The sequence below is a fragment of the Paraprevotella sp. genome (assembly GCF_986071375.1).
Window position 1 is genome coordinate 240,997 of the sequence record NZ_CFQRNQ010000001.1, and the last position, 20,091, is coordinate 261,087.

A 20,091-nucleotide genomic window follows, 5' to 3' on the forward strand; every position below is an offset into this window, starting at 1 on the left:
GGAAAAAGGGAATGTAGGCCTGTCTATTATATGTGAGTCATAGTGCTTTAGAACCATCTTCCAAATCTGTTCTTTCGTGTTTTTTTAGTAAATCGTTTGTTTTTCGGTGAAAAAAAGACCGATTATTTTGTGGGTTTAAGTATTTTATCTACATTTGCATCGGATTTATCCACCTCTTGCATAGAGATGGAATAATAATATTGAGGATATATTGCTGAATAGGAGAGCGTTGAAGTTTTTGTTGAAGGCTGCCTGATTCGTTTCTTTATTTTACTTCTTCTATTTGCCGTTTCAAATATTTTTCTTGTTGCAGCATCAATGTTGCGGTGGTCCAGTGAAGTGAGATAGATGGAAGTGGTCTTTTCATTGGAATGCCCCATAGATTCGCTGATGACGTGCATCGGGATATGCAGCTTTAAGGCTTCCGAGGCCCATGAATGGCGCGGGACGTAAGAGGTGAGCGTGGCTTCTTCTCCTAACAGTTCGGATAGCTTTTTTAAATTGAGATTGTATGTCCGTAAGGCTGAGTCGTAAACGGACTGTCGGAATTCTGTGGTTTTCATCACAGGGAAAAGAAAGTCCGATTGGGGAGAGGCGTATTTATTGATGATGGTTCTCATGATTCTGTCTACCTTGACAGAGAGCAGGCGTCCGGTTTTACTCCGATAATAGGAGAGGCGTCCGTTTTGCAGATTTTCCTTTTTGAGTTTGGCGAAGTCTATGAAAGGCATACCTTGTGCGAAAAAGCAAAATACAAATGTATCGCGACTGAATTCCATACTTTTATTGAGCTTCTTATATTGCATGAGTTTGATGATGACATCGATGTTTACAGCCCGTTTTCGGGTTTTGTCTACTCCCGTATAGACGTTGCCGAAGGGGTCTCGAAGTTTCAGATTGAGCATGGCAATTCCTTTTTTATAGGCCGCATGCAATGTGCGGATATAAAAGGAACTGCTGTTTTTGGTGATACCACGTTCGTGTTGCAGGTAGGTCTCGTAAGATGCGATTAATTCTTCGGTGATAGATTCGAAGCTTATAGGGCGACAGTAGCCTTTGTTTTGGAGGAAATGTGTAAAGGAACGCAGGGTTGATTGGTAGTTCGCTGATGTTTTGATTTTGTTACGCATCTTTTTTTCTTGGATTTGATTTTGCATGAAAGACAAGAAGTCGGCTTTCTTGCTTTTACAGATTGTTGATTTCTTCATTTTACGATTTTTTGTGTAAGACAATACTGTGTTTTTTACTTTATCTTGCAGAAAAAAACAGACTGACTTTAGGTGACAGTCAGATGGAGGGCGGGCAATATGAAAAAAGAATCCTTCTTGCCGGATGAACTCCATGCAAGAAGGATTCTTTTTTTAGGTAAAGAAATAAAAGAGCCTTGTTTAGAACAGCTTTTCCGGATATTCTCCTGCTGCTACTAAGGAGGCAATCTTTTCTACTGTGGCTTCACGGTCGGCAGCGTATGTTACACCGAACCATTTGCTGGTAGTGTCGAGCACTTCTACCGTAGCGGTACCTTCGTTGATGAGCTTATTCACCATCAGCGGGATGAAGAACTCGGCTTTCGGGTTTTCCATGTTCTTCGGATTACTCAGGAACTCTTTGAAATATTCTTCGCTATGCTGGAAGTAGTCGGGAGTGAAGCCCCACATGTTCATGCTGACCGGTACGTTCTCTTCCAACGGAATCCATTTGCCTTCTTCGTCTTTGTAGCAGATAGGACCGTCCACACGCATGATTTCCGTACGTTCCACCACATCTTTCAAGTGATGATGGTCGTCGTACATGCAGACACCACGTGCTACGGAGCCGTTTTCGCTGAGCGTATTGCAGCAACGGAAGCCCACCATGGCGTATGTGTTTTGGCAGCCTTCCGGCAATTCGCTCAGGAACTTGCCGATGGTGGCGAATGCGTCGCGGCCGTAGAAGTCATCACAGTTGATGACACAGAACGGTTCTTTGATGACATCTTTACCCATCAATACGGCATGGTTCGTACCCCATGGCTTTACACGGCCTTCCGGGCACGTAAAACCTTCGGGCAGCGCGTCCAGACTTTGGAATACCAACTCAGCCGGAATCTTTCCTTCGTATTTTGAAAGGATTTGTGTGCGGAATTGTTCTTCAAAGTCTTTGCGGATGACAAAGACGATTTTGCCGAAACCGGCACGGATGGCATCATAGATAGAATAGTCCATGATGGTTTCGCCATTCGGACCCAGTCCGTCCAATTGTTTCAAACCGCCATAACGGCTGCCCATTCCGGCAGCCAACAAGAAAAGTGTAGGTTTCATATTCGTTCGTTTAAAAGTTAAATATTTACGTTCTGTATTGCAAAAGTAGCTTTTTTATTTGAGACAACCGTCCTTTCTTCTTCCTTTTTTTATGCGGTATATGAGTGTGCAGGCAAACGTTGTACCTAATATGGTATCCCGTAAGTTTAGAACGGATAACCTACGGCAAAATGGTATCCCAGACTGTCTTTGAATTTCGGCATGTTGTAATAGCCGCTCTTTCCTGTGTCGTAAGGAGCGTGAAGTCCCACTCCGACATCGAAACGCAATACGAGGAAATCGAGGTCGCAACGAATACCCAATCCGGTGCCTAAAGCCAAGTCCTTGCCGAATCTTGAAATGTCGAACGTTCCTCCCGGGCGGTTTACGTCTGCATCCAGAAGCCAAACGTTTCCAGCATCCAGGAATACGGCTCCGGAAAGCATAGAAACGATGGGGAAGCGATACTCAGCGTTCATTTCGATTTTGAAGTCTCCCATCTGGTCGATATAGGAATAGGCCGACGCGCCCGGAATATAGCTACCCGGTCCCACGCCTCGGACGGTGAACGCACGGATACTGTTGGCACCACCTACGCTGAAGAGGTCGTTGTAAGGAGCTGCGGTAGAGTTTCCGTAACTGAATATCACGCCGGTTCCCACTCGCGTGGCGATGCTTGTGCGGGGAGTAAGTCGGAATTCTTCCCTGAACTCGGCCAGGAAACGGATATACTGTGCAAAAGGCACGTTGAAAAGTTTCTTGTCTTTTTGGTTGAACGGTTTGCCGAAAGCAGCGTAAATACCGGAAGTGACGTTTCCGCTTTCTTTCACTTCAAAAATGAAAGTACGCGGATTACGTGCTCTGCGCGGACTGGAGTAAGTGAAAGTGTAGCGCATGGAAGGCACGAACTGGTCGCGCATGCTTACGTAGAGGGCCTGGTTGACGTTCATGATAGAGTCGAAAGTAGCGGTTGTACTCAACAGTTCGTCGTAATCCAAGCGGAACGGGACGAATTCGTGTTTGATGGTAGGACGTGCTTGGTAAGTATAGGCTGCCCGTGCGCTCAAAGACACCATGCCGAAATAGTTGGCCCGGTTCATCCATGTAGCATCCAATACGAACGAGGTGCTCGTTTTGGCGCGTCGGGAGAACTTACGTGCCCCGGGAAATATCAGTCGGGGATAGTCCAATGACAATGAAGTACCGTATTCGTAGGAGTTGATGACGGAACTGCGTCCTTTTACGGTAGAGTTGGTTTGCCATTCGTATGAACCGTGTACTTCGAATTTCAATTTTTCAGCACCCCGGAAAGCATTACGTTTGGACATGCTGAACGAGAGGCCCGGCCCAATCTGCCCGTTGCTTTTAGAGGTTACCTTTGTGGTGAACTCCCCATCGTAAGGTTTGTCCAGGATTCCAGTAATTTCGATGTCGAGCGTATCGTTGAGCGCAGTGGTGTCACGCGGAACGTATTTCAGGTTTACCGTGCTGAACACATTCATTTCGGAGAGTTGCTGTTGTACGAAGCTCATGATGTCCTGTCGGTAGAGCATGCCTTTCCGATAGAACAGGTTGCGTCGTAGGGCACCGAAGCGCAAGGGAATTTTTCCTTTCTTTCCTCCATTATAATATAAGGTGTAGTCGCGAAACCGTAGCGTGTCGGTCAGTTCGTAAGATTCATTGTTGAACAGGTTGACGGTGGTTCGACCGAGGTAATACCTTTTGTTGGCCGATGCGGGAATGCCGTCGGCCGGTACGACTTGCAGTTGTACGAATCCCGGACGCTGTATGGTATCGGCACGATAGGTGATGTATTCCGGTTTGTAGTAGAAATAACCGGAATTACGGAACATGTTATAAATACGTGTTCTTTCGGCATCGAGATTGATTACGCTGAACGGATCACCGCTGAAAAGGGTACGTTGCCGGAACGTTTCCCGTATCAGGCTGTCGCCCACAGCCGGAAAGCGAAGGTAGGCTATGGAGTCCAGGCGAAACAAGTTGCGCGGTCTGACGGTATAGCTGATTTTGGCCTTTTTGGGGTTCTTTTCCGGTAGGATTTCATAATCCACGGTGCCGTTGAAATAACCGTAGTTCCGGAGTGTGTTTTGTGCCACGAGTGCACGGGTCTTCGGGTTGACGGTGCTGATGAAAACCGGAGTACCTGCAAATGTGTCGAACAGCCATTTTGCGAAGCGTGACTTCTTACCCACCAAGGCGTTGTATATCCACAGTCCGGTGGGGAACGGAATACGGTAGGACGAACTTCCGAAAAGAGCGTTGTTGGGGGCGTAAGCCAGTGCCGCATCCACTTCTTCCTTCGCCGTTTCATACGCCTCTTCTTCGATACGTTGCACGGCGGCGATGGAATCCTTTTGCTCCTGTGTCAATTCCTCTTTCCGTTTCAGCACGGACAAATCTCTTTGTGTGAGTAAGTCGTCTACCGCTTTGTAAGCATCGGCAAGAGAGGTAATGACTCCCTCTTCCTCCTTTTGTTTGGCCTTTTTCTTGGCTTTCTTTTTCGATTTTTGGCCATAGTCTATTTCCTTGATACCGGTGTACAGAACCTCTTCTTCGGGAAGGTTCTTGGTCGTTGAGCAACCTGCGGCCAAACCGCAGCATAGGATAATGCCACAATATATCTTCAGTCTTGCCTTCATCATTTTTTCTCTTTTTCGTGTTGAGGTTCATTCTTTTTTCTGTTCTTGAAGATGAACAGTTCCCCTAAACGTGTCATTTTGCGTCTTAGTACGAGACCGGCTCCCATTTCGGTGATTTCGCCTTCCAACAAAGATTCATAACTCTTGTCATAGAATAGGGTGACATAACGAGTGGCACTCTTGTCCAAGCGGTATTCTAACGATACATTGTCTATTAATGACTGGCCGGTATTTTCCACATTCTCGCCCGTAGACACTTTGCCGCCCACGATGATGCTCACGCGGTTGCCCCAGAAGCGTTTGGCAAAGCGGAATGAATAATCCGTGCGTTCCGTCCCCTCGGCCGTAGTTTCTTGGTCTACGCCGAGGCTTAAGTCTATGGTTTCAAGAGCCTTGCCTGCAATGTTGGTGATTTCGCTTTGCAACAGGGCATTCAGGGCATTGGTCGTGGAGAACCCTCCGCTTTCATTATCCCCCAACAAGTACATGCCGGTGGCCAACATGGTGACGGCCACTTTCCCGCGCTCCTCTATCGACATGGCTGCGAGTTGGTTCTGCACGGTCATGTCTTCGGGGGCGGCGATGGTGAATTCCAAGCCCATGTTTTCCAACGTACGCGTGATGGACAGCCCCACTTCGAAGGAAACGGTGCGTGGGGTATCGTTTTCCGTTACGGTGGCACGCATACGTTCGGATGCCGAGATGTTCAAAGTAGGATTCAGGATAGGTCCGTTGAAATCCACATAACTGCCCGAGGCGATGGTGAATGTCTTCAAAGGGATAACCGGAAGTGAGTATTTCATTTCTCCGTTCAGCACCGTATAACGTCCGGTGAGCGTCAGTTCTCCCTGCGGAGTATAGTTCATGGTCAGCTCGCCGCCACCTTCCAGGTCCACGTATTTGGAGCGGTCGGCACTTAGCAGGCAGTGTACCTGTGTACCCTGGTCTATGCTGATTTGCATCATCACGTTCATGTTCATGGGCTGTACTTCTTCCTGGGTTGCCACGGTCGTAGTATCGCTGAAGTCCACGAACGTGACCAGGCCGCTCAATCGGTCTTCCGATGAAAGCGGCGTGTCTTTCAGCACGTATGTCACATCGGTGCTTCCCAATACCCCCAAGCGTCCGTTGATGTTGATATTTTTCAGATTCCCGGCCATCCGTGCATTGACATCCACGTATACTTTTCCGTAGGCTGATGCCTGTTGGGTACGTTTGGCGTTGATAAGTTCGAAGTTGGATGCATTCATTTTCAGGTCGAGCAAGATATTATCGAAGTTGGCGAAATCCACTGTTCCGTCGAACACGAGCGGGTTCTTTCCTGTGGAATATACGTTCAGCTTGTCTAAATTCAGGTGGCTTTGCCTTACTTTGATGGTGTCATCCTCCAGACGCAGGTTCAAACTATATTCGGACGACGTTATTTTCATGGCTTTGGTGGCCAACCATCCTTCTACGACGGGACGGTCGGTCGGGCCGCTCACCTTCATGCAGCCGTCGGCCATTCCGCCTAACGCTGCCATTTGGGCCGGGACAAAACCGTTGGCCAACGACAGCGGGAACTCAGCCAAGTCCAAGTCCGCCTCTATCGTTCCGCTTTTGCCGTTGTCCTTGTAAGCTCCTGAAAGCGTAAGTACTTCTGTTTCATTGTGCGAGATACGTGCATCTACGAAATGTGTCCCGTCGTTGTTAGGCAGATAAACCAGTCCCAGTCCGATGTTTCCCAAAGGGGCTTCTTCGTATGCCATGTTTTCGACTGAAACGTCTGCTACGACGGACAGGTTTTCCTCCGTTTGTATCAAGTGGGCATCGGTTTGCATTAATCCGGAGATACGGGGTGCGTATGGAATGACGGCAGTCAGTTCCTTTAGGTTCACATGGTTCAGGTTGACAGACAGGTCTTGCAAGGCTTCCGGATTGGGCGTCGAGTAAACCCTGGCTCCCGTGCCGTCGTCGGCAAGCATATTCACATCCGCTTCCACCCGTCTGTCATTTCCCAGGAATATGTAGTTATCCTCGTTGATATCGAATTTTCGATAGGCGATAATCGGATGAATTTGTGAGAACACGACCTTTATGCCATTGTCTTGCACGTCGGCTCTCAGTCCCAGATCCACTCCTTTTTTACGCTTGTCATCCAAATAAATCAGATTGATTCCCGCTCCGGTGGAGTGCAGATAAGCATTCAGCCGGGACTCGAATACGAATTGTTTGTTCTTAGGGCCGTTTCGTACCCGTCCATCCATTTTTACGCCGGTCGTATCCTGAAAGATGTGCATCTGTATCGTATCCAGTAAGATGCCTCCTGCATTCATCGTGTAAATATGGCCGCCTCCGTTCAGGCCGATTTCAGGGTCGGCGTTCAGGTTTAGCTTCAATTCGTTGAGAGAATATCCCATGGCTGTCAGATAGTTGGCTACGGGATTGTTTTTCCCCGATTCCATATTGAGTGTCATGCGTGGCAGGAAAATTTTGAGTGAATCCTGGTTCAGGTGCCGGCGTTGCATTTGTTGGTCGGCCACGGCCATGAATTCTTCACCTTTCTGCATCAGGGTTTCGTATCCGTCGCGTCCGTCAAGATGCAGTTTGAAGTCGCCGGCCGAAATGTCGGCATACGTGGTGTCCGGAAGAGCCAGCACATTCATGGCCAAATCTTTGGGGCGGAATACCGAATCTAGCATCATGAGGGATATGTCCGATATGGTTCCGTGTACCGTATGGGCGTTTTTTAAGTTCGTACTGCCGTCCATGTGCAGGCACATACCCGCCTTGAACGGTTTGTCGGTCAGGCGCAGGGCATACAGGTCGATGCTGCGCATATCCATACTGAAAGTCAGGTCGGTATTATGTCGGCTTAGCAGCGCGTCGATTCTGGAGCGCATATCCAATAGCGGGTTATGGCTGTCGAGCGCGACGTGACCGTTGCCTTTTTGCAATCCGGCATCCAGTTTGATGTCACTGAGATGCAGTTGTCCGTATTGCAGGCTTTCCAATGTCATGTCGGCCTGCATCCGGGTATGTCGGCTGAAGAAATCCGTTCCGACGCCCTTGGCAGATGCCGTGAGGGACAGGCCGTACAGGGAATCTTTGGGTAAGAAATGACGGAGTTGCAGGTCCTTTATGGCCAGTTTCGCCTGGTAGGCCATGCGTGCTGCGTCGAATCCTCCTTTTACTTGCACGCTTCCTTTTCCTTCCCTTAAACGGAGGTCGGCGGTGTATTTTTGTCCGTCCAACCCCACATTTCCGTCCAGTCGCATCGGGGGCAGGGCTATGTCTTCCAGAGCCTCTTCTCCGGCCAATGCCCTCGCAAAATCGAGATTGCGTGTACGCAGGGCCAGATTCACGTGGCCCGACCTTCGTACGGAGTCTGTCAGCCGGAACATCTTTCCGTCGGCTTTCAGCTCGAAAGCGCCGGCCAACCGTGCTTCTGCGGTCGTGAGGTTCAGCGTATCCAGATTCCCGTCGGCCGATAACCGTAAGATGATGGGGGAGTTGGGATAAGCCTTGACAAAGGCAGGGGGCAATCCTCCGGCAAACAATAATACGTCCTGTTTGCCCAGTTCTCCCATAAGCCGGGCGGACATTTTCCCTTGGGGCTGTTCGGCTACGGAGGCAAGGTCCATGTCAGCCTGTGTCCTGATGTAAGAATCCGGGGTGCGGAGTACCAGTCCGGATACATGCAGGGAAGTAGAATCCATATTGAAGTGCCCTGTCAGCGAACGGATTTCCAGACCGCTTTTTTCTTTCATGTGCGTTTCGCGTAACGCCAATGAAAGTCCTAAGGTATTTCCGTCGAATGTGATACTGTCGATGCCCAAACCAATGTCCCCGAGTGCAATATGGTTGACATCCAGGCCTTCTGCGGTTTTCTCGTATGGCAGGTCGTAGAATAGCGAATCGGCCTGCAAGTCGAAAGTTTCCACTGTGTACAGGGCTTGTCCTAAGTCTATGAGACCGTTCCGCAGGGTCGCCGCAAGGATTCCGCCCGAAACGGTCATGCTGTCGCCCGGCATGCTGAACCGTACCCGGGTGCGTGCCAGATCCACTTGCCCAAGGGAGATTTTCCAGTTCACTGGCGAACTGGCGGTCGTATCTTCCGTCGTGGAATCGGTCAGAGCGATGGCCACGTCGGCATCCGAAAGCAGGGCCGTATTCACCGTCACCATTTCCTGTGGGATTTCTATACCATGGGAGTTTATAAAGAAGCGTCCTATGCTACCCTTGATTTCCACCCCGGCAATCATGGATTTGGTGTTGACTGCGGCACGGGTCAGTTCGATGCCTTCCACGTCAATTTCCCCGTGGAGCAGGGACGCGAAACTCAAATCCACGTTCAGGCGTTCTACGTCCAACAGGCTGTCGTCCTGCCCGTCTTTTATCTGTACGTCCTGCAAGTCGATATTGAAAAGGAAGGTCAACCGCAACCGGCCCACATGCACTTTCATGCCAGTGGTCTCGGACAGATAGGCCGTAGCCTTGCGTACGGCAAAATCTTGTATGGGAGGAAGATAAAGCAGTGTAGCCGATATGAAGAATAGTATGATGGGGGTGAGTAAAATGCCGATTACCCATTTCAGGATTCTTTTTTTCATAATCTCAGTTATAGTGTACTACAAAGGAACGGCTTTTTTTTGAATTCGGGAATATTTTTTCACTAAAATAAAACAAAAACTCCCCATATTCATTATTTTTGCAGGATAATAATCGTCATCCGTCGGTTGCATGAAATTGAAAAGTATGATTTATATCGCGTGCTGCATGACTGTAATGTCTTGCGGTCCGCAAAAGAAGAAAGCAATGGAAGAGACTGAAGTACTGATAGAAACCTCTATGGGCGACATGAAAGTGAAGTTGTATAACGATACGCCCAAGCATCGTGATAATTTCATCAAGTTAGCCCGGGCAGGGGCGTACGACAATATTTTGTTTCATCGTGTCGTACGAGGCTTTATGGTGCAGACCGGAGACCCGGCTCTCAAACCCGGGGGAATGAAACCGGCCGTGGATACTGCGGCCTACCGTTATACGATTCCGGCGGAGATCCGTTATCCGCACCATTTTCATAAGAAAGGCGCATTGGCGGCAGCCCGTATGGGGGATGACGTGAATCCCGAAAAGGCCTCCAGCGGTACACAGTTCTATATCGTGACGGGGAAGGCCTATACGCCAAGTTCGTTGATGGAGCTTTATTCTGCCATTTACCAAAGCCGGGTGGATACGCTTTACGAGGAACTTTCGCGAGGGCATCTCAAAGAAATGTACCTGATGCGCCGTCGTGGCGAAACCGAAAAACTGGAAAGTCTGAAAGACTCTTTGTTGCATGAGGCGGAAGCAAAGGTCGCTGCCCATCCGCCTGTGCCGTTTAACGAGGCGCAGAAACAGGCCTATACCACAGTAGGCGGTGCGCCCCATTTGGATGGAGAATACACCGTGTTCGGCGAGGTGGTGGAAGGGCTGCAAGTGGCTGAGGCCATAGAAAAAGTGCGTACGGCAAAAGAGCGTCCTTTGCAGGAGGTCGTGGTACGCAAGGTGACGGTATTGGAATAACCGTCAACCGTATTTCACGTACCCTAAACGCGTATATTTTACGCCCCGGCTTTCGTAATGCCCCATGACGCGGGCGGAGAGCGTGATGTCCATGCCGGGTGAAAACTGGCGGCTGAAGCAGCTTAAAGCTTTGGGCGTCTGGCTTTTTCCGGCCGCTTTTTCGGTGAAGATGTAACGGTTTCCTTGGCTGTCTGCGGCCAAAATGCGTTGGTCGATATAAAAGTCTGGCTTGTAAGTGTCCACTTGCTGCTTGACGAATAGGATTTTCAAGCGGAGGGCTTCCAGTTTTTCTCCTATCTCCCCGATGTAACGGCTGGGCGAACGGTAGGCAGGCCGTCGCGGGGGACTGAGTTCCGCATGTACCACGGCGAAACATTGTGCGGTTTCTTTCAGTTTCAGGAGCTTTTTCTTTTCCGGCTCGAAGCGGTTGGCCATCCACAGGACGTAGTTCGGGTCGATGTAGTAGACTTCCGCGATGCGTTTGCCCCGGTATTTTCCGAAGGGCAGCGTGTCGTAAGTCTGTTCGTAATAAGGAATGAAAAAAGTATTGTCCATCCACTTCAGGGTTACCTTGCAGTACTTCAGCAAGTCCATGGCTTTGCCTGCGGCCATGACGAATGTATCAGCCAACGTACGGATAAAGAGGGGAGGGCGTTCGTCTGCGAATATGCGCCACAAGGCATAATACCGCCGGTAAGGTGTGGCGATGCTGATGGCATAAAAACCGTTTTCGGATGTCCGTCCGGAATTGAACGCTGCGACGGTAGCCGTGACGCGTGCCATGTCCGTTTCCGGAACCGGTTCGTAGAATCGTATGCTGTTCTTGGTTGCTCCTTTCTACGGCATGTATCACCGTATGCAAATATACAAAAAAAAGAAATCGTTTCCAAGTAATTTTGCAGGGAATAGAGGGCAAAAGGTTGTCATTTTGTTACTTTTTGCATCCCATTTTGGTGATGGAAAACCGCTTTCAGTCCTTTTTAGGGTTTTTGTTTTGAATAAATATCCGTGTACGGAGTCGGTTATGCAACGATATTCCGTATATATGCAATTCATCATGAGGAAGAAAATTTTTCGTTTGCAGGCGAATGAAAAATCATTTGGCGCAGAACGGTTTCACGGGGTGGATAAAAACGGGGACGAATGCCTGGAAAATGGAGGAAAGACAGGAGGAAAAGTCCGTTTTTTCCTCTATTTGGAGACCGGAAAGTGTCGTCATCCGTGTGTCGTTTTGTCATGATAGGCGTGCGGATGCTGACGGGTTTACATGGGGATGCGGACGGTTGGGCATGCCGGGTGTCCGGATGAAAGCCGGATAAGGTATCGGCTGACTTTTTGTTTATGGGTAAACGTGCGAGAATGGCGTATTTGCACCGTTTGTCCAGTAGGGCAGCAAATACGCCATTCTCGTGCGCTTGGGTTTGACATTCTGACAGAATGTCAAATTCAGGAAGGAGGGAGCCGGATCCGTTTTCTACCGCTTGTCCCCATGGGGATAGTTGAGGGTTTGTTGCCGCTGCACCAGTGTTTCGGCACATTGGAGCATGGCAAAACCGTATTGCTTCATGTCGCGGAAAGCCGGGTCGTCCTCGGCAGCCTGTACCGACGTGCCCTCCGTGCGGTATCGGATTTCCTGTTGCGTGTCCGGAAAATAAAGGAACAGGCGCGACGAGTCCCTCACGCCGATGAGGTTGTCGGCTGTGAAATACATATATGGACGCTTCTCTTTCAGCAAGTCCACACCGAAATCGTTTTGCACGTAGCTGATATCCAACAGCCCCAAAAGGGTCGGGGCCAAATCCACCTGCCCGCCGTAAGCGTCCACGATGCGCGGGGGTATGTCCCGCCCGTAAATCATGAGCGGGATGTGGTTATACGATTGCGGGCTTTCGCATTCGGGCGTGCCCACCAGTTTGCCATGGTCGCCCAAGAGGACGAATAGCGTATGGTCCGCCCAAGGGCGTTTGAGGGCCTCCGTCATGAAGTTCCGAATGGACCAGTCGGCATATTCCACGATTTGTTCTTCGGTCGTCCGGCTGCGCGGATGGAAATAGGGCGGGATGATGTAAGGCGGATGGTTGCTGATGGTGAGCAGGACGCTGAAAAACGGTTGTCCGCTCCGGGCCTGCCGGTCGAGCACGGGCAGGGCGTATTGGAACAGGAAGTCGTCTTGTACGCCGAATCCGTTGACTACCTTGTCCGCCGGATAGTTTTCCTGCGAATAAATGTCGTCGAAACCGTTGGTACGGAAAAAGGCGTTCATGTTATCGTATTGCGATTCGTGCGTCATGAAGAACATGTTATGGTAGCCGTTTTCTTTCAGCACGGTGGGCAGGCCGGAGTAGACCGGAATGACGGAACCTTTCATGGCGTTGCGCTTCATCATGGCCGGGAACGAATAGAGCGAGGAATACATGCCATGGTTGGTATGGATGCCGGATGAATAGAAATGGCTGAAGCTGAGCGACTGTTGCCACAGGCTGTCGAGGAAGGGCGTAAGGCTGGTTTCGTGACCGAAAGTTTGCATCAGGTGAGCCGACATGGACTCCATGAGGATGACGACCACGTTCCGGCGTGTCGGCTGGCTGTCGGCTTCCACGCGGCGTGCGATGGGCGAGATGCCGTCCATGCCTTGCCGGCCGAGGAGGGTTTGCACGCGGGCTATGGCTTCGTCTTCCGCCATGAGGTGCAGGCGGCGGTTTTCCTTCCGGTTGTCGTCGATGGCACTGGTCATCAGGTTGAATACCGGATTAATCCCTAATTGGTTCAGGAAGGCATCATTGCAGTAATACGCCTGGCTTACTTTTATGGGGTTATAACCCCGCCGTCCGCGGATGCCGAAAAAGCACAATCCTATAAGGGCGGCTCCGGCCACAAACGTAAAGACGGCGGCTTTCCATTTGTTTACCGGGGGCGCGGCGTTCCGGCTTAAAAGGAAGAACGTGCGCGACAGCCGGAGGGTGATGTAGGCAAAAGCCGCGATGGCTGTCAGGCCCAAGGCGATGGGGAAGTAATAGGACGATTCCCCGAATACCATCCCTGCCGTGGTGTCCATGTATCCGAACCAGTTGAATATGGAGGAATTGATGGGCTTGAAGAAGTAGGCGAAATAAGGGATATTGGCTGCGGAAATGATGAAACACAGCGAATAGAAAAAGATGAAGAAGAACGCAGAGGAGCGGTAAAGCCAACGGGCGGTGTAGCCGAACCATCCGGCTATCCAGAACACCGCCAATGGCAGCAGCAGGATGTAACAGGCGATGACGTTGTCGAACCAGAGGCCGCGCAGGAACGCCATGCTTTGCAAGGCATAGTCTTCCGATATCTCTTTGGGGAAATCATAGTCTGTGGCGATAAAAAGCGCGACACGGAATCCGAAGAAGAACAGCAATGCTACGAGATGTACACTTAAAAGATAACCTATCGAGCGGGTGAAACGCCCGGCAAAAAGTCTTTTCATCATGATGACGAGGATGTTAATTTTCTGTAATTGGTCGCGAATTTAGGAAAAAAGATTGTATCTATATAAAATTAGCCGTTACTTTTTTCTTTTTAAAAGTTGAAAAATGCTTTTTGCCTTGGCAGAAAAGAATTATCTTTGCGTCCGTTATTATAAATAAGTTTGGGAGCGCGTGCGAGGAACGCGAAAAACACTTCAACTATGGACAAGAAAAAGATAATCATCATTGCTTCGGTCGTAGTCTTGCTCCTTTGTGCGGGATTAGGCTACATGGTCTATTCTTACATGCAGGAGAGTGCGGAGAAGGAGGAAATGCTGAAACTGGCGGAAATGGACAAAAGGGAAATGGAAAACGAATATGCCCGTTTTGCCCAACAGTACAGCGAAATGAAAACGCAAATCAACAATGATTCGTTAATCGCCCAGTTGGACAAGGAACAGCAACGGACGGAAGAGCTGTTAGCCGAACTGAAGAAGGTGAAAGCCACCGATGCGGCTGAAATCATGCGCCTGAAAAAAGAATTGGCCACATTGCGCAACATTTTGAAAAGCTATGTGCATGAGATAGATTCGTTGAACCGGGTAAACGAGCAGCTTCGTAGCGAGAACCAACAAGTGAAAGCCCAGTACACCCAGGCAACACAGACCATCACGAACTTGTCCACGGAAAAGGAAACGTTGAGCGAGAAAGTGGCCATCGCTTCCCAACTGGATGCCACGGGAATTTCTATGGTCGGACAGAACAAGCGTGGGAAGAAGGCCCGTAAAGTCAAGGATGTGAAGAAGTTTGTCGTCAGCTTTGTCATTGCGAGGAACATTACGGCACAAGCCGGAAACCGGAGTATTTATGTGCGCATCACCAAACCGAACAACGAAGTGCTGACGAACGGAGGGACGTTTGTCTATGAGAACCGGAACTTGGAGTATTCTGCTAAAAAGGATATCGAATATAACGGAGAAGCTACGTCGGTGACGGTATATTGGGACGTCAATGAGTTTTTGAGCAAGGGTACTTATCGCGTGTCGGTTTTTGCCGATGGGCATAATATCGGAAACGCAAGCTTCAACTATGAGAAGTAGAAATGTTGAGGAATGTGCAATATGTACGAAAATAGGTTAAATCATGAGGATTTGACCTATTTTTGTTATACTTTTGCATCGTTGCCTATGCAATTTTTAGGTGACGATCAAGCGGAATATTAAAAACAGACAAGATGAAAAGACTTTTCGGCTTTTTGATTCTCGCGGCTTTTTTCAGCATGTTACACGCGCAGCGTGTGCTCAGCCTGGATAGTTGCCGGAATATGGCCATTGCAAACAACAAGAGCCTGCTGATAGCCAAAGAAAGAATGCGGAAGGCGCATTATGACCGGAAAGCGGCATTTACCAACTTCCTTCCGGATTTCTCGGCCACGGGAACGTACATGTATTTCAGTGATGAAATTTCATTGCTGAACGACGGGCAGAAATCGGCTCTGAACCACATGGGAACCTCGTTGCAGCAAGGGCTGACGCAGGCGGCTACTCCTATCATCCAGCATATCGCACAGACGAATCCCCAGTTGGCGGCTTCTCTGCAGCAGGCCATACAGAGCGGAAAACTGGACGGTATGTCCACGGCTTTAAACCAGTTGGGCAATGAACTGACGGATGCCTTGAGGACGGATACCCGTAACATGTGGGCCGGGGCTGTGACGCTGATGCAACCATTGTATATGGGAGGTAAAATCAGGGCTTACCACCGTATCACGAAGTTTTCCGAAGCATTGGCGCGTACGCAGCATGATGCCCAGTTGCAGGATTTGATTCTCAACACGGACGATGCCTATTGGACAGTCGTGTCTTTGAGCTATAAGAAAAAGATGGCCGAGAGCTTCCTGGACTTGGTGAACCGTCTGGACGGCGATGTGGAGAAGATGATAAGGGAAGGAGTAGCTACCAAGGCAGACGGATTGACGGTAAAGGTGAAAGTAAACGAAGCTGAAATGTTATTGACTAAGGTTGACAATGGTTTGGCTTTGTCTAAAATGGTGCTTTGCCAGTTGTGCGGCATGGATTTGGACACGAAGTTCACGCTGACGGACGAGGACCGGACGGATTTGCAGGTGTCTGAGACGGTACCCGATGATGCCGTACAACGGGCGTGGACTTATCGTCCGGAATTGAAAAGTTTGGATTGGGCTAACAAGATATACGAAGACAAAGTGCGGGTGGTTCGCTCGGAAATGCTGCCTTCGTTGGCTTTGACCGGTGGGTATTTGGTCTCCAATCCTTCGTTGTTGAACGGTTTCGAGAATAAGTTCCGTGGGATGTGGAACGTGGGCATCATGCTTTCCGTGCCTGTTTTTCATTGGAATGAGGGTATATATAAGGTAAAGGCTGCCAAAAGCGAAGTCAATATCGCCCGTTTGCAACAGACCGAAGCACAGGAAAAGATAGAATTACAGGTCAACCAAAGTCTGTTTAAAAATACGGAAGCACAAAAGAGGCTGGCTTTGTCGGAGAAGAACATGGAAAAAGCGGAAGAGAATCTCCGTTATGCCGATAAGGGATTCAAGGAAGGAGTGATTCCTGTGACGAATGTCATGGAGGCCCAAACGGCCTGGCTTTCCGCCCAGTCGGATAGGATTGACGCACAGATAGATTTGAAGTTGGCACAGACTTACCTGCAAAAGGCCATGGGTACGTTAGGCCCGGGATTATAATGAGAATGAAACCTTGACGATAATAAAATGTAAATGGATGTATGGAACTCAAGAAACAAAATAATAATGTGATATGGGCGTTGGTAACGCTCGTGGTGGTCATTGCGGCTGTAGCTGTGGCAGGAATGCTTCTGTTGGGGCACGACGATGAGTCGGTCCAGGGACAAATGGAGGCATCTGAATATAGGGTTTCCAGTAAGGTGCCGGGCAGGATATTGCATTTCTATGTGAAGGAGGGCGATCATGTGAGAGCCGGGGATACGTTGGTCGTATTGGAGGCTCCGGATGTGGCGGCCAAACTGTCACAGGCCGAAGCGGCCGGTCAGGCAGCCCAAGCTATTAAGGAAAAAGCCGACCGCGGGACGCGGGCAGAACAGTTGCAGGGGGCATACGAGATGTGGCAAAAGGCAAAAGCCGGTTTGGATATTGCGGAAAAGTCTTATCATCGCGTCAACCGTTTGTTCGAAGAAGGAGTGATGAGCGCACAGAAGCGTGACGAGGCTTATGCAAACTATCAGGCGATGAAAGCCACGGAACGCGCCGCCCGGGCACAATACGAAATGGCACGTAATGGGGCGCAGCGTGAGGATAAGGAAGCGGCAGCCGCACAAGTCGCACGTGCGAAGGGGGCGATTGCCGAGGTGGAGTCTTACATGAGAGAGACTATATTATTGGCGCAGATGGACGGTGAAGTCTCCGAGATTTTCCCCGAGACGGGAGAATTGGTCGGTACGGGAGCGCCTATCATGAACATTACGATGTTGGACGACCGTTGGGCGACATTCAATGTGCGTGAAGATTTGTTAAGCGGTTTGGCCGTGGGAAAAGAATTCACGGCGTACGTGCCTGCTTTCGGTAAAGACATCAAACTGAAAGTGACTTACATGAAGGACAGGGGAACTTATGCGGCATGGAAAGCAACCAAGACCACCGGACAATTCGACTTGAAAACGTTTGAGGTGCGTGCGGTTCCGGTGGGGGTGAAGGAAGTGCTTCGTCCGGGCATGTCGGTCATCATCAAACGATAAGGAGGTAACGGGCATGCAGGAGTCTCATGGTATAGCAGGCATTATGGTGCGTGAGTTACGGCGGCTGGTTTCCCGGCCGTTGTACCTTTGTTGCATGGTAGCGGCTCCACTCCTTTGTTGCCTTTTCTTTACCACGCTGATGTACGAGGGGCTACCCAAGGATATGCCCGTGGGAGTGGTGGACGAAGACAATACGTCCACGACGCGGGAAATATTGCGTAACATGGATGCTTTCAGCCAAGTGCACTTGACAGAAGATTATGCCTCGGTCAGTGAGGCGCGGCGAGCCATGCAACAAGGTAGAATTTATGCTTTCTACTATATCCCGGAGGGCACTACCGAAAAGATTCTGTCGAGCCGGCAGCCCACGGTGTCTTTTTATACCAATAACAGCCTGCTTATTGCCGGTTCATTGATATATCGTGATTTACGTACGATGTCCGTGTTGGCCAATGCTTCGGTCGGCTTGCAGACGTTGCAGGCCAAAGGAATGGACGAGCGTACGGCTATGGCTTTCTTGCAACCGATCGTCATCGACACGCACGCTTTGTCCAATCCGTGGCTGAACTATTCGGTCTATTTGAACAATACGATTCTGCCCGGCATCTTGATGATGATGATATTCATGGTCACGGTCTTTGCCATCGGGAGCGAAATCAAGGAGGGTACGGGGAAAGAGTGGTTGGCCATGGCGGACAATCGGATGTGGAATGCCCTTGTAGGCAAGTTGCTTCCTCATACGGTCATCTTTTTCAGCGTAGCCGCAGCTTACGACGCTTACCTTTATGGCATACTGGGTTTTCCGTGCCATAGCGGTATCGGTCCGCTGTTATGTGCTGCTTTTTTGATGGTGTTGGCATCGCAGTCCTTCGGAGTATTTCTCATTTCTGTCCTGCCCACGTTGCGGTTGGCTCTGAGTTCCAGTTCGCTGTGGGGGGTCGTGTCGTTTTCCATTTCGGGTTTTTCGTTCCCGGTGATGGCTATGCATCCGGCTTTGCAAGTGCTGAGTAACTTATTCCCGTTGAGGCATTATTTCCTGATTTATGTCAGTCAGACGCTGAACGGTTACCCGATGGTTTATGCTTGGAAGCCTTATTTGGCTTTGTTGTTGTTCGTTCTACTTCCGTTACTATTGCTCAGGCGGTTGCGTACGGTAATGTTGAACTATGATTATATACCTTAATCTGTCATGAGAACGATAAAAGAATTGCATATCCTATTCCGTGAGGCTGTCAGTGATACGTTTTTTATATGGCGTAAGGAAGCCGGTCGTGTGGTGCGTGACCAGGGAGTACTGATCTTTTTTATTCTGGTACCGGTACTTTATCCCTTGCTCTATGCTTTTATTTATACGGGAGAAACGGTCAGGGAAGTCCCGGCGGTGGTGGTCGATGGGGCGAATACGGCTCTCAGCCGCGACTTTGTCCGCAGGGTTGATGCTTCTCCCGATGTAAAAGTCGTGGCGCGGACGGGAAATATGGAAGAGGCGAAAGAATTGATGCGCCGCACGAAAGCATATGGCATCATCCGTATTCCGGATGATTTCAGCCGTAAGGTCAACCGGATGCAACAGGCGTATGTCGGTTTGTACTGCGATATGAGCGGATTGCTTTACTACAAAGCGCTGCTGACGGCGTGTACGGACGTGTCTTTGGATATGAACACCGAATTGCAGATCAAACGGATGGGGAATACCACCGTGCGGCAGGATGAAGTGTCTACCGCACCTTTGTTGTACGAGAGTGTGGCTTTGTTCAATCCGACGAACGGGTTTGCCAGTTTCCTGATTCCGGCTGTGTTGATGCTGGTCATCCAGCAGACGCTGCTTCTGGGTATAGGACTGATAAACGGTTCTGCCCGCGAACGGGCCACGTTGCATACCCAACTGGTTCAAGGGACAGGGAGAGGTACGGTGCGTTTGGTGTTGGGCAAAGCTCTGTGTTACCTGATGCTGTATGCTTTGGTGAGCGTGTGGGTGTTGATTGTAGTGCCACAACTGTTCCATTTAGCTCAAATACCCCAAACGTCTGACTTGTTGGCGTTCATGGTGCCTTATTTGTTGGCATGTATATTCTTTGCCATGACGTGTTCCATTCTGGTGTGCCAACGTGAGACTTGCATGTTGGTATTCGTGTTCACCTCCTTGCCTTTGTTGTTCATTTCGGGTATTTCATGGCCGGGAGTGGCTGTGCCCGATTTCTGGAAATATGTATCCTGGTTGGCTCCTTCCACGTTCGGCATCAACGGTTTCGTACGTATCAACACGATGGGGGCTTTATTGGAGGATGTGGCATTCGAGTACGTCGGCCTGTGGATTCAGGCCGGGGTATATTTCTTGACGGCTTGCGCGGCTTATTATTACATGATAAATGAAAGCCGTAGAAAGGCAAATACATTAAACTAATCCATATT

13 protein-coding genes are annotated in these 20,091 nt (G+C 49.7%); 7 read left to right on the forward strand and 6 right to left on the reverse strand.

The window, feature by feature from the left end:
- Window positions 1-122: 122 nt before the first annotated feature.
- From AC5RDV_RS00885 to AC5RDV_RS00900, 4 genes are all read right to left on the reverse strand, one after another.
- Complete coding sequence (locus AC5RDV_RS00885) at window positions 123-1,208, reverse strand: tyrosine-type recombinase/integrase (RefSeq protein WP_494222134.1); 1,086 nt, start codon at window positions 1,206-1,208, stop codon at window positions 123-125.
- A gap of 180 nt (window positions 1,209-1,388) precedes the next feature.
- Entirely contained in the window at window positions 1,389-2,300 is a 912-nt protein-coding gene (locus AC5RDV_RS00890; RefSeq protein ID WP_008618512.1) for a glycosyltransferase family protein, read from the reverse strand.
- A 146-nt stretch (window positions 2,301-2,446) separates the two neighbouring features.
- Entirely contained in the window at window positions 2,447-4,942 is a 2,496-nt protein-coding gene (gene tamL / locus AC5RDV_RS00895) for a translocation and assembly module lipoprotein TamL (protein WP_282747487.1), read from the reverse strand.
- Window positions 4,939-9,531: a translocation/assembly module TamB domain-containing protein gene (locus AC5RDV_RS00900; RefSeq protein ID WP_282747486.1), complete on the reverse strand. Its 4,593-nt coding sequence runs from the start codon at window positions 9,529-9,531 to the stop codon at window positions 4,939-4,941. Before AC5RDV_RS00900 ends, tamL begins: the two co-directional genes overlap by 4 nt.
- Before the next feature lie 130 nt (window positions 9,532-9,661).
- Between AC5RDV_RS00900 and AC5RDV_RS00905 the strand changes: the two genes are divergently transcribed.
- Window positions 9,662-10,486 (forward strand): peptidylprolyl isomerase, encoded by an 825-nt coding sequence (locus tag AC5RDV_RS00905; RefSeq protein WP_008624270.1) that lies wholly within the window; start codon window positions 9,662-9,664, stop codon window positions 10,484-10,486.
- Between the two features lie 3 nt (window positions 10,487-10,489).
- Here AC5RDV_RS00905 and AC5RDV_RS00910 read toward each other — a convergent pair whose 3' ends face one another.
- Complete coding sequence (locus tag AC5RDV_RS00910) at window positions 10,490-11,269, reverse strand: exodeoxyribonuclease X C-terminal domain-containing protein (RefSeq protein ID WP_282747484.1); 780 nt, start codon at window positions 11,267-11,269, stop codon at window positions 10,490-10,492.
- 305 nt (window positions 11,270-11,574) lie between these two features.
- On the opposite strand from AC5RDV_RS00910, the gene AC5RDV_RS00915 reads away from it, so the two are divergent.
- The gene (locus tag AC5RDV_RS00915) at window positions 11,575-11,805 is read left to right on the forward strand and encodes a hypothetical protein (protein WP_276788218.1); all 231 of its coding nucleotides are present in this window, start codon (window positions 11,575-11,577) and stop codon (window positions 11,803-11,805) included.
- A 155-nt stretch (window positions 11,806-11,960) separates the two neighbouring features.
- On the opposite strand, the gene AC5RDV_RS00920 is transcribed toward AC5RDV_RS00915, so the two are convergent.
- Window positions 11,961-13,949, reverse strand: coding sequence for an LTA synthase family protein (locus AC5RDV_RS00920; RefSeq protein ID WP_282747482.1), 1,989 nt, complete (start codon window positions 13,947-13,949; stop codon window positions 11,961-11,963).
- Window positions 13,950-14,147: 198 nt separating this feature from the next.
- On the opposite strand from AC5RDV_RS00920, the gene AC5RDV_RS00925 reads away from it, so the two are divergent.
- From AC5RDV_RS00925 to AC5RDV_RS00945, 5 genes are all read left to right on the forward strand, one after another.
- The gene (locus AC5RDV_RS00925) at window positions 14,148-15,026 is read left to right on the forward strand and encodes a DUF8429 coiled-coil domain-containing protein (RefSeq protein ID WP_282747480.1); all 879 of its coding nucleotides are present in this window, start codon (window positions 14,148-14,150) and stop codon (window positions 15,024-15,026) included.
- A 134-nt stretch (window positions 15,027-15,160) separates the two neighbouring features.
- Window positions 15,161-16,651 (forward strand): TolC family protein, encoded by a 1,491-nt coding sequence (locus AC5RDV_RS00930; protein WP_282747479.1) that lies wholly within the window; start codon window positions 15,161-15,163, stop codon window positions 16,649-16,651.
- A 41-nt stretch (window positions 16,652-16,692) separates the two neighbouring features.
- Window positions 16,693-17,679, forward strand: a complete 987-nt coding sequence (locus tag AC5RDV_RS00935) for an HlyD family secretion protein (RefSeq protein WP_008624277.1) — start codon at window positions 16,693-16,695, stop codon at window positions 17,677-17,679.
- A 94-nt stretch (window positions 17,680-17,773) separates the two neighbouring features.
- On the forward strand, window positions 17,774-18,862 hold the full coding sequence (locus AC5RDV_RS00940) for an ABC transporter permease (RefSeq protein WP_008624278.1): 1,089 nt from the start codon (window positions 17,774-17,776) through the stop codon (window positions 18,860-18,862).
- A 6-nt stretch (window positions 18,863-18,868) separates the two neighbouring features.
- A complete protein-coding gene (locus AC5RDV_RS00945) occupies window positions 18,869-20,083 on the forward strand; it encodes an ABC transporter permease (RefSeq protein ID WP_008624279.1) in 1,215 nt (404 codons plus the stop codon).
- The last annotated feature ends 8 nt before the right edge of the window (window positions 20,084-20,091 follow it).

Coding starts and splice junctions, on each gene's coding strand:
- AC5RDV_RS00885 (WP_494222134.1), bottom strand. CDS start 1,208: ATGAAGAAATCAACAATCTGTAAAAGCAAGAAAGCCGACTTCTTGTCT.
- AC5RDV_RS00890 (WP_008618512.1), bottom strand. CDS start 2,300: ATGAAACCTACACTTTTCTTGTTGGCTGCCGGAATGGGCAGCCGTTAT.
- tamL (WP_282747487.1), bottom strand. CDS start 4,942: ATGATGAAGGCAAGACTGAAGATATATTGTGGCATTATCCTATGCTGC.
- AC5RDV_RS00900 (WP_282747486.1), bottom strand. CDS start 9,531: ATGAAAAAAAGAATCCTGAAATGGGTAATCGGCATTTTACTCACCCCC.
- AC5RDV_RS00905 (WP_008624270.1), top strand. CDS start 9,662: ATGAAATTGAAAAGTATGATTTATATCGCGTGCTGCATGACTGTAATG.
- AC5RDV_RS00910 (WP_282747484.1), bottom strand. CDS start 11,269: ATGGCACGCGTCACGGCTACCGTCGCAGCGTTCAATTCCGGACGGACA.
- AC5RDV_RS00915 (WP_276788218.1), top strand. CDS start 11,575: ATGAAAAATCATTTGGCGCAGAACGGTTTCACGGGGTGGATAAAAACG.
- AC5RDV_RS00920 (WP_282747482.1), bottom strand. CDS start 13,949: ATGATGAAAAGACTTTTTGCCGGGCGTTTCACCCGCTCGATAGGTTAT.
- AC5RDV_RS00925 (WP_282747480.1), top strand. CDS start 14,148: ATGGACAAGAAAAAGATAATCATCATTGCTTCGGTCGTAGTCTTGCTC.
- AC5RDV_RS00930 (WP_282747479.1), top strand. CDS start 15,161: ATGAAAAGACTTTTCGGCTTTTTGATTCTCGCGGCTTTTTTCAGCATG.
- AC5RDV_RS00935 (WP_008624277.1), top strand. CDS start 16,693: ATGGAACTCAAGAAACAAAATAATAATGTGATATGGGCGTTGGTAACG.
- AC5RDV_RS00940 (WP_008624278.1), top strand. CDS start 17,774: ATGGTAGCGGCTCCACTCCTTTGTTGCCTTTTCTTTACCACGCTGATG.
- AC5RDV_RS00945 (WP_008624279.1), top strand. CDS start 18,869: ATGAGAACGATAAAAGAATTGCATATCCTATTCCGTGAGGCTGTCAGT.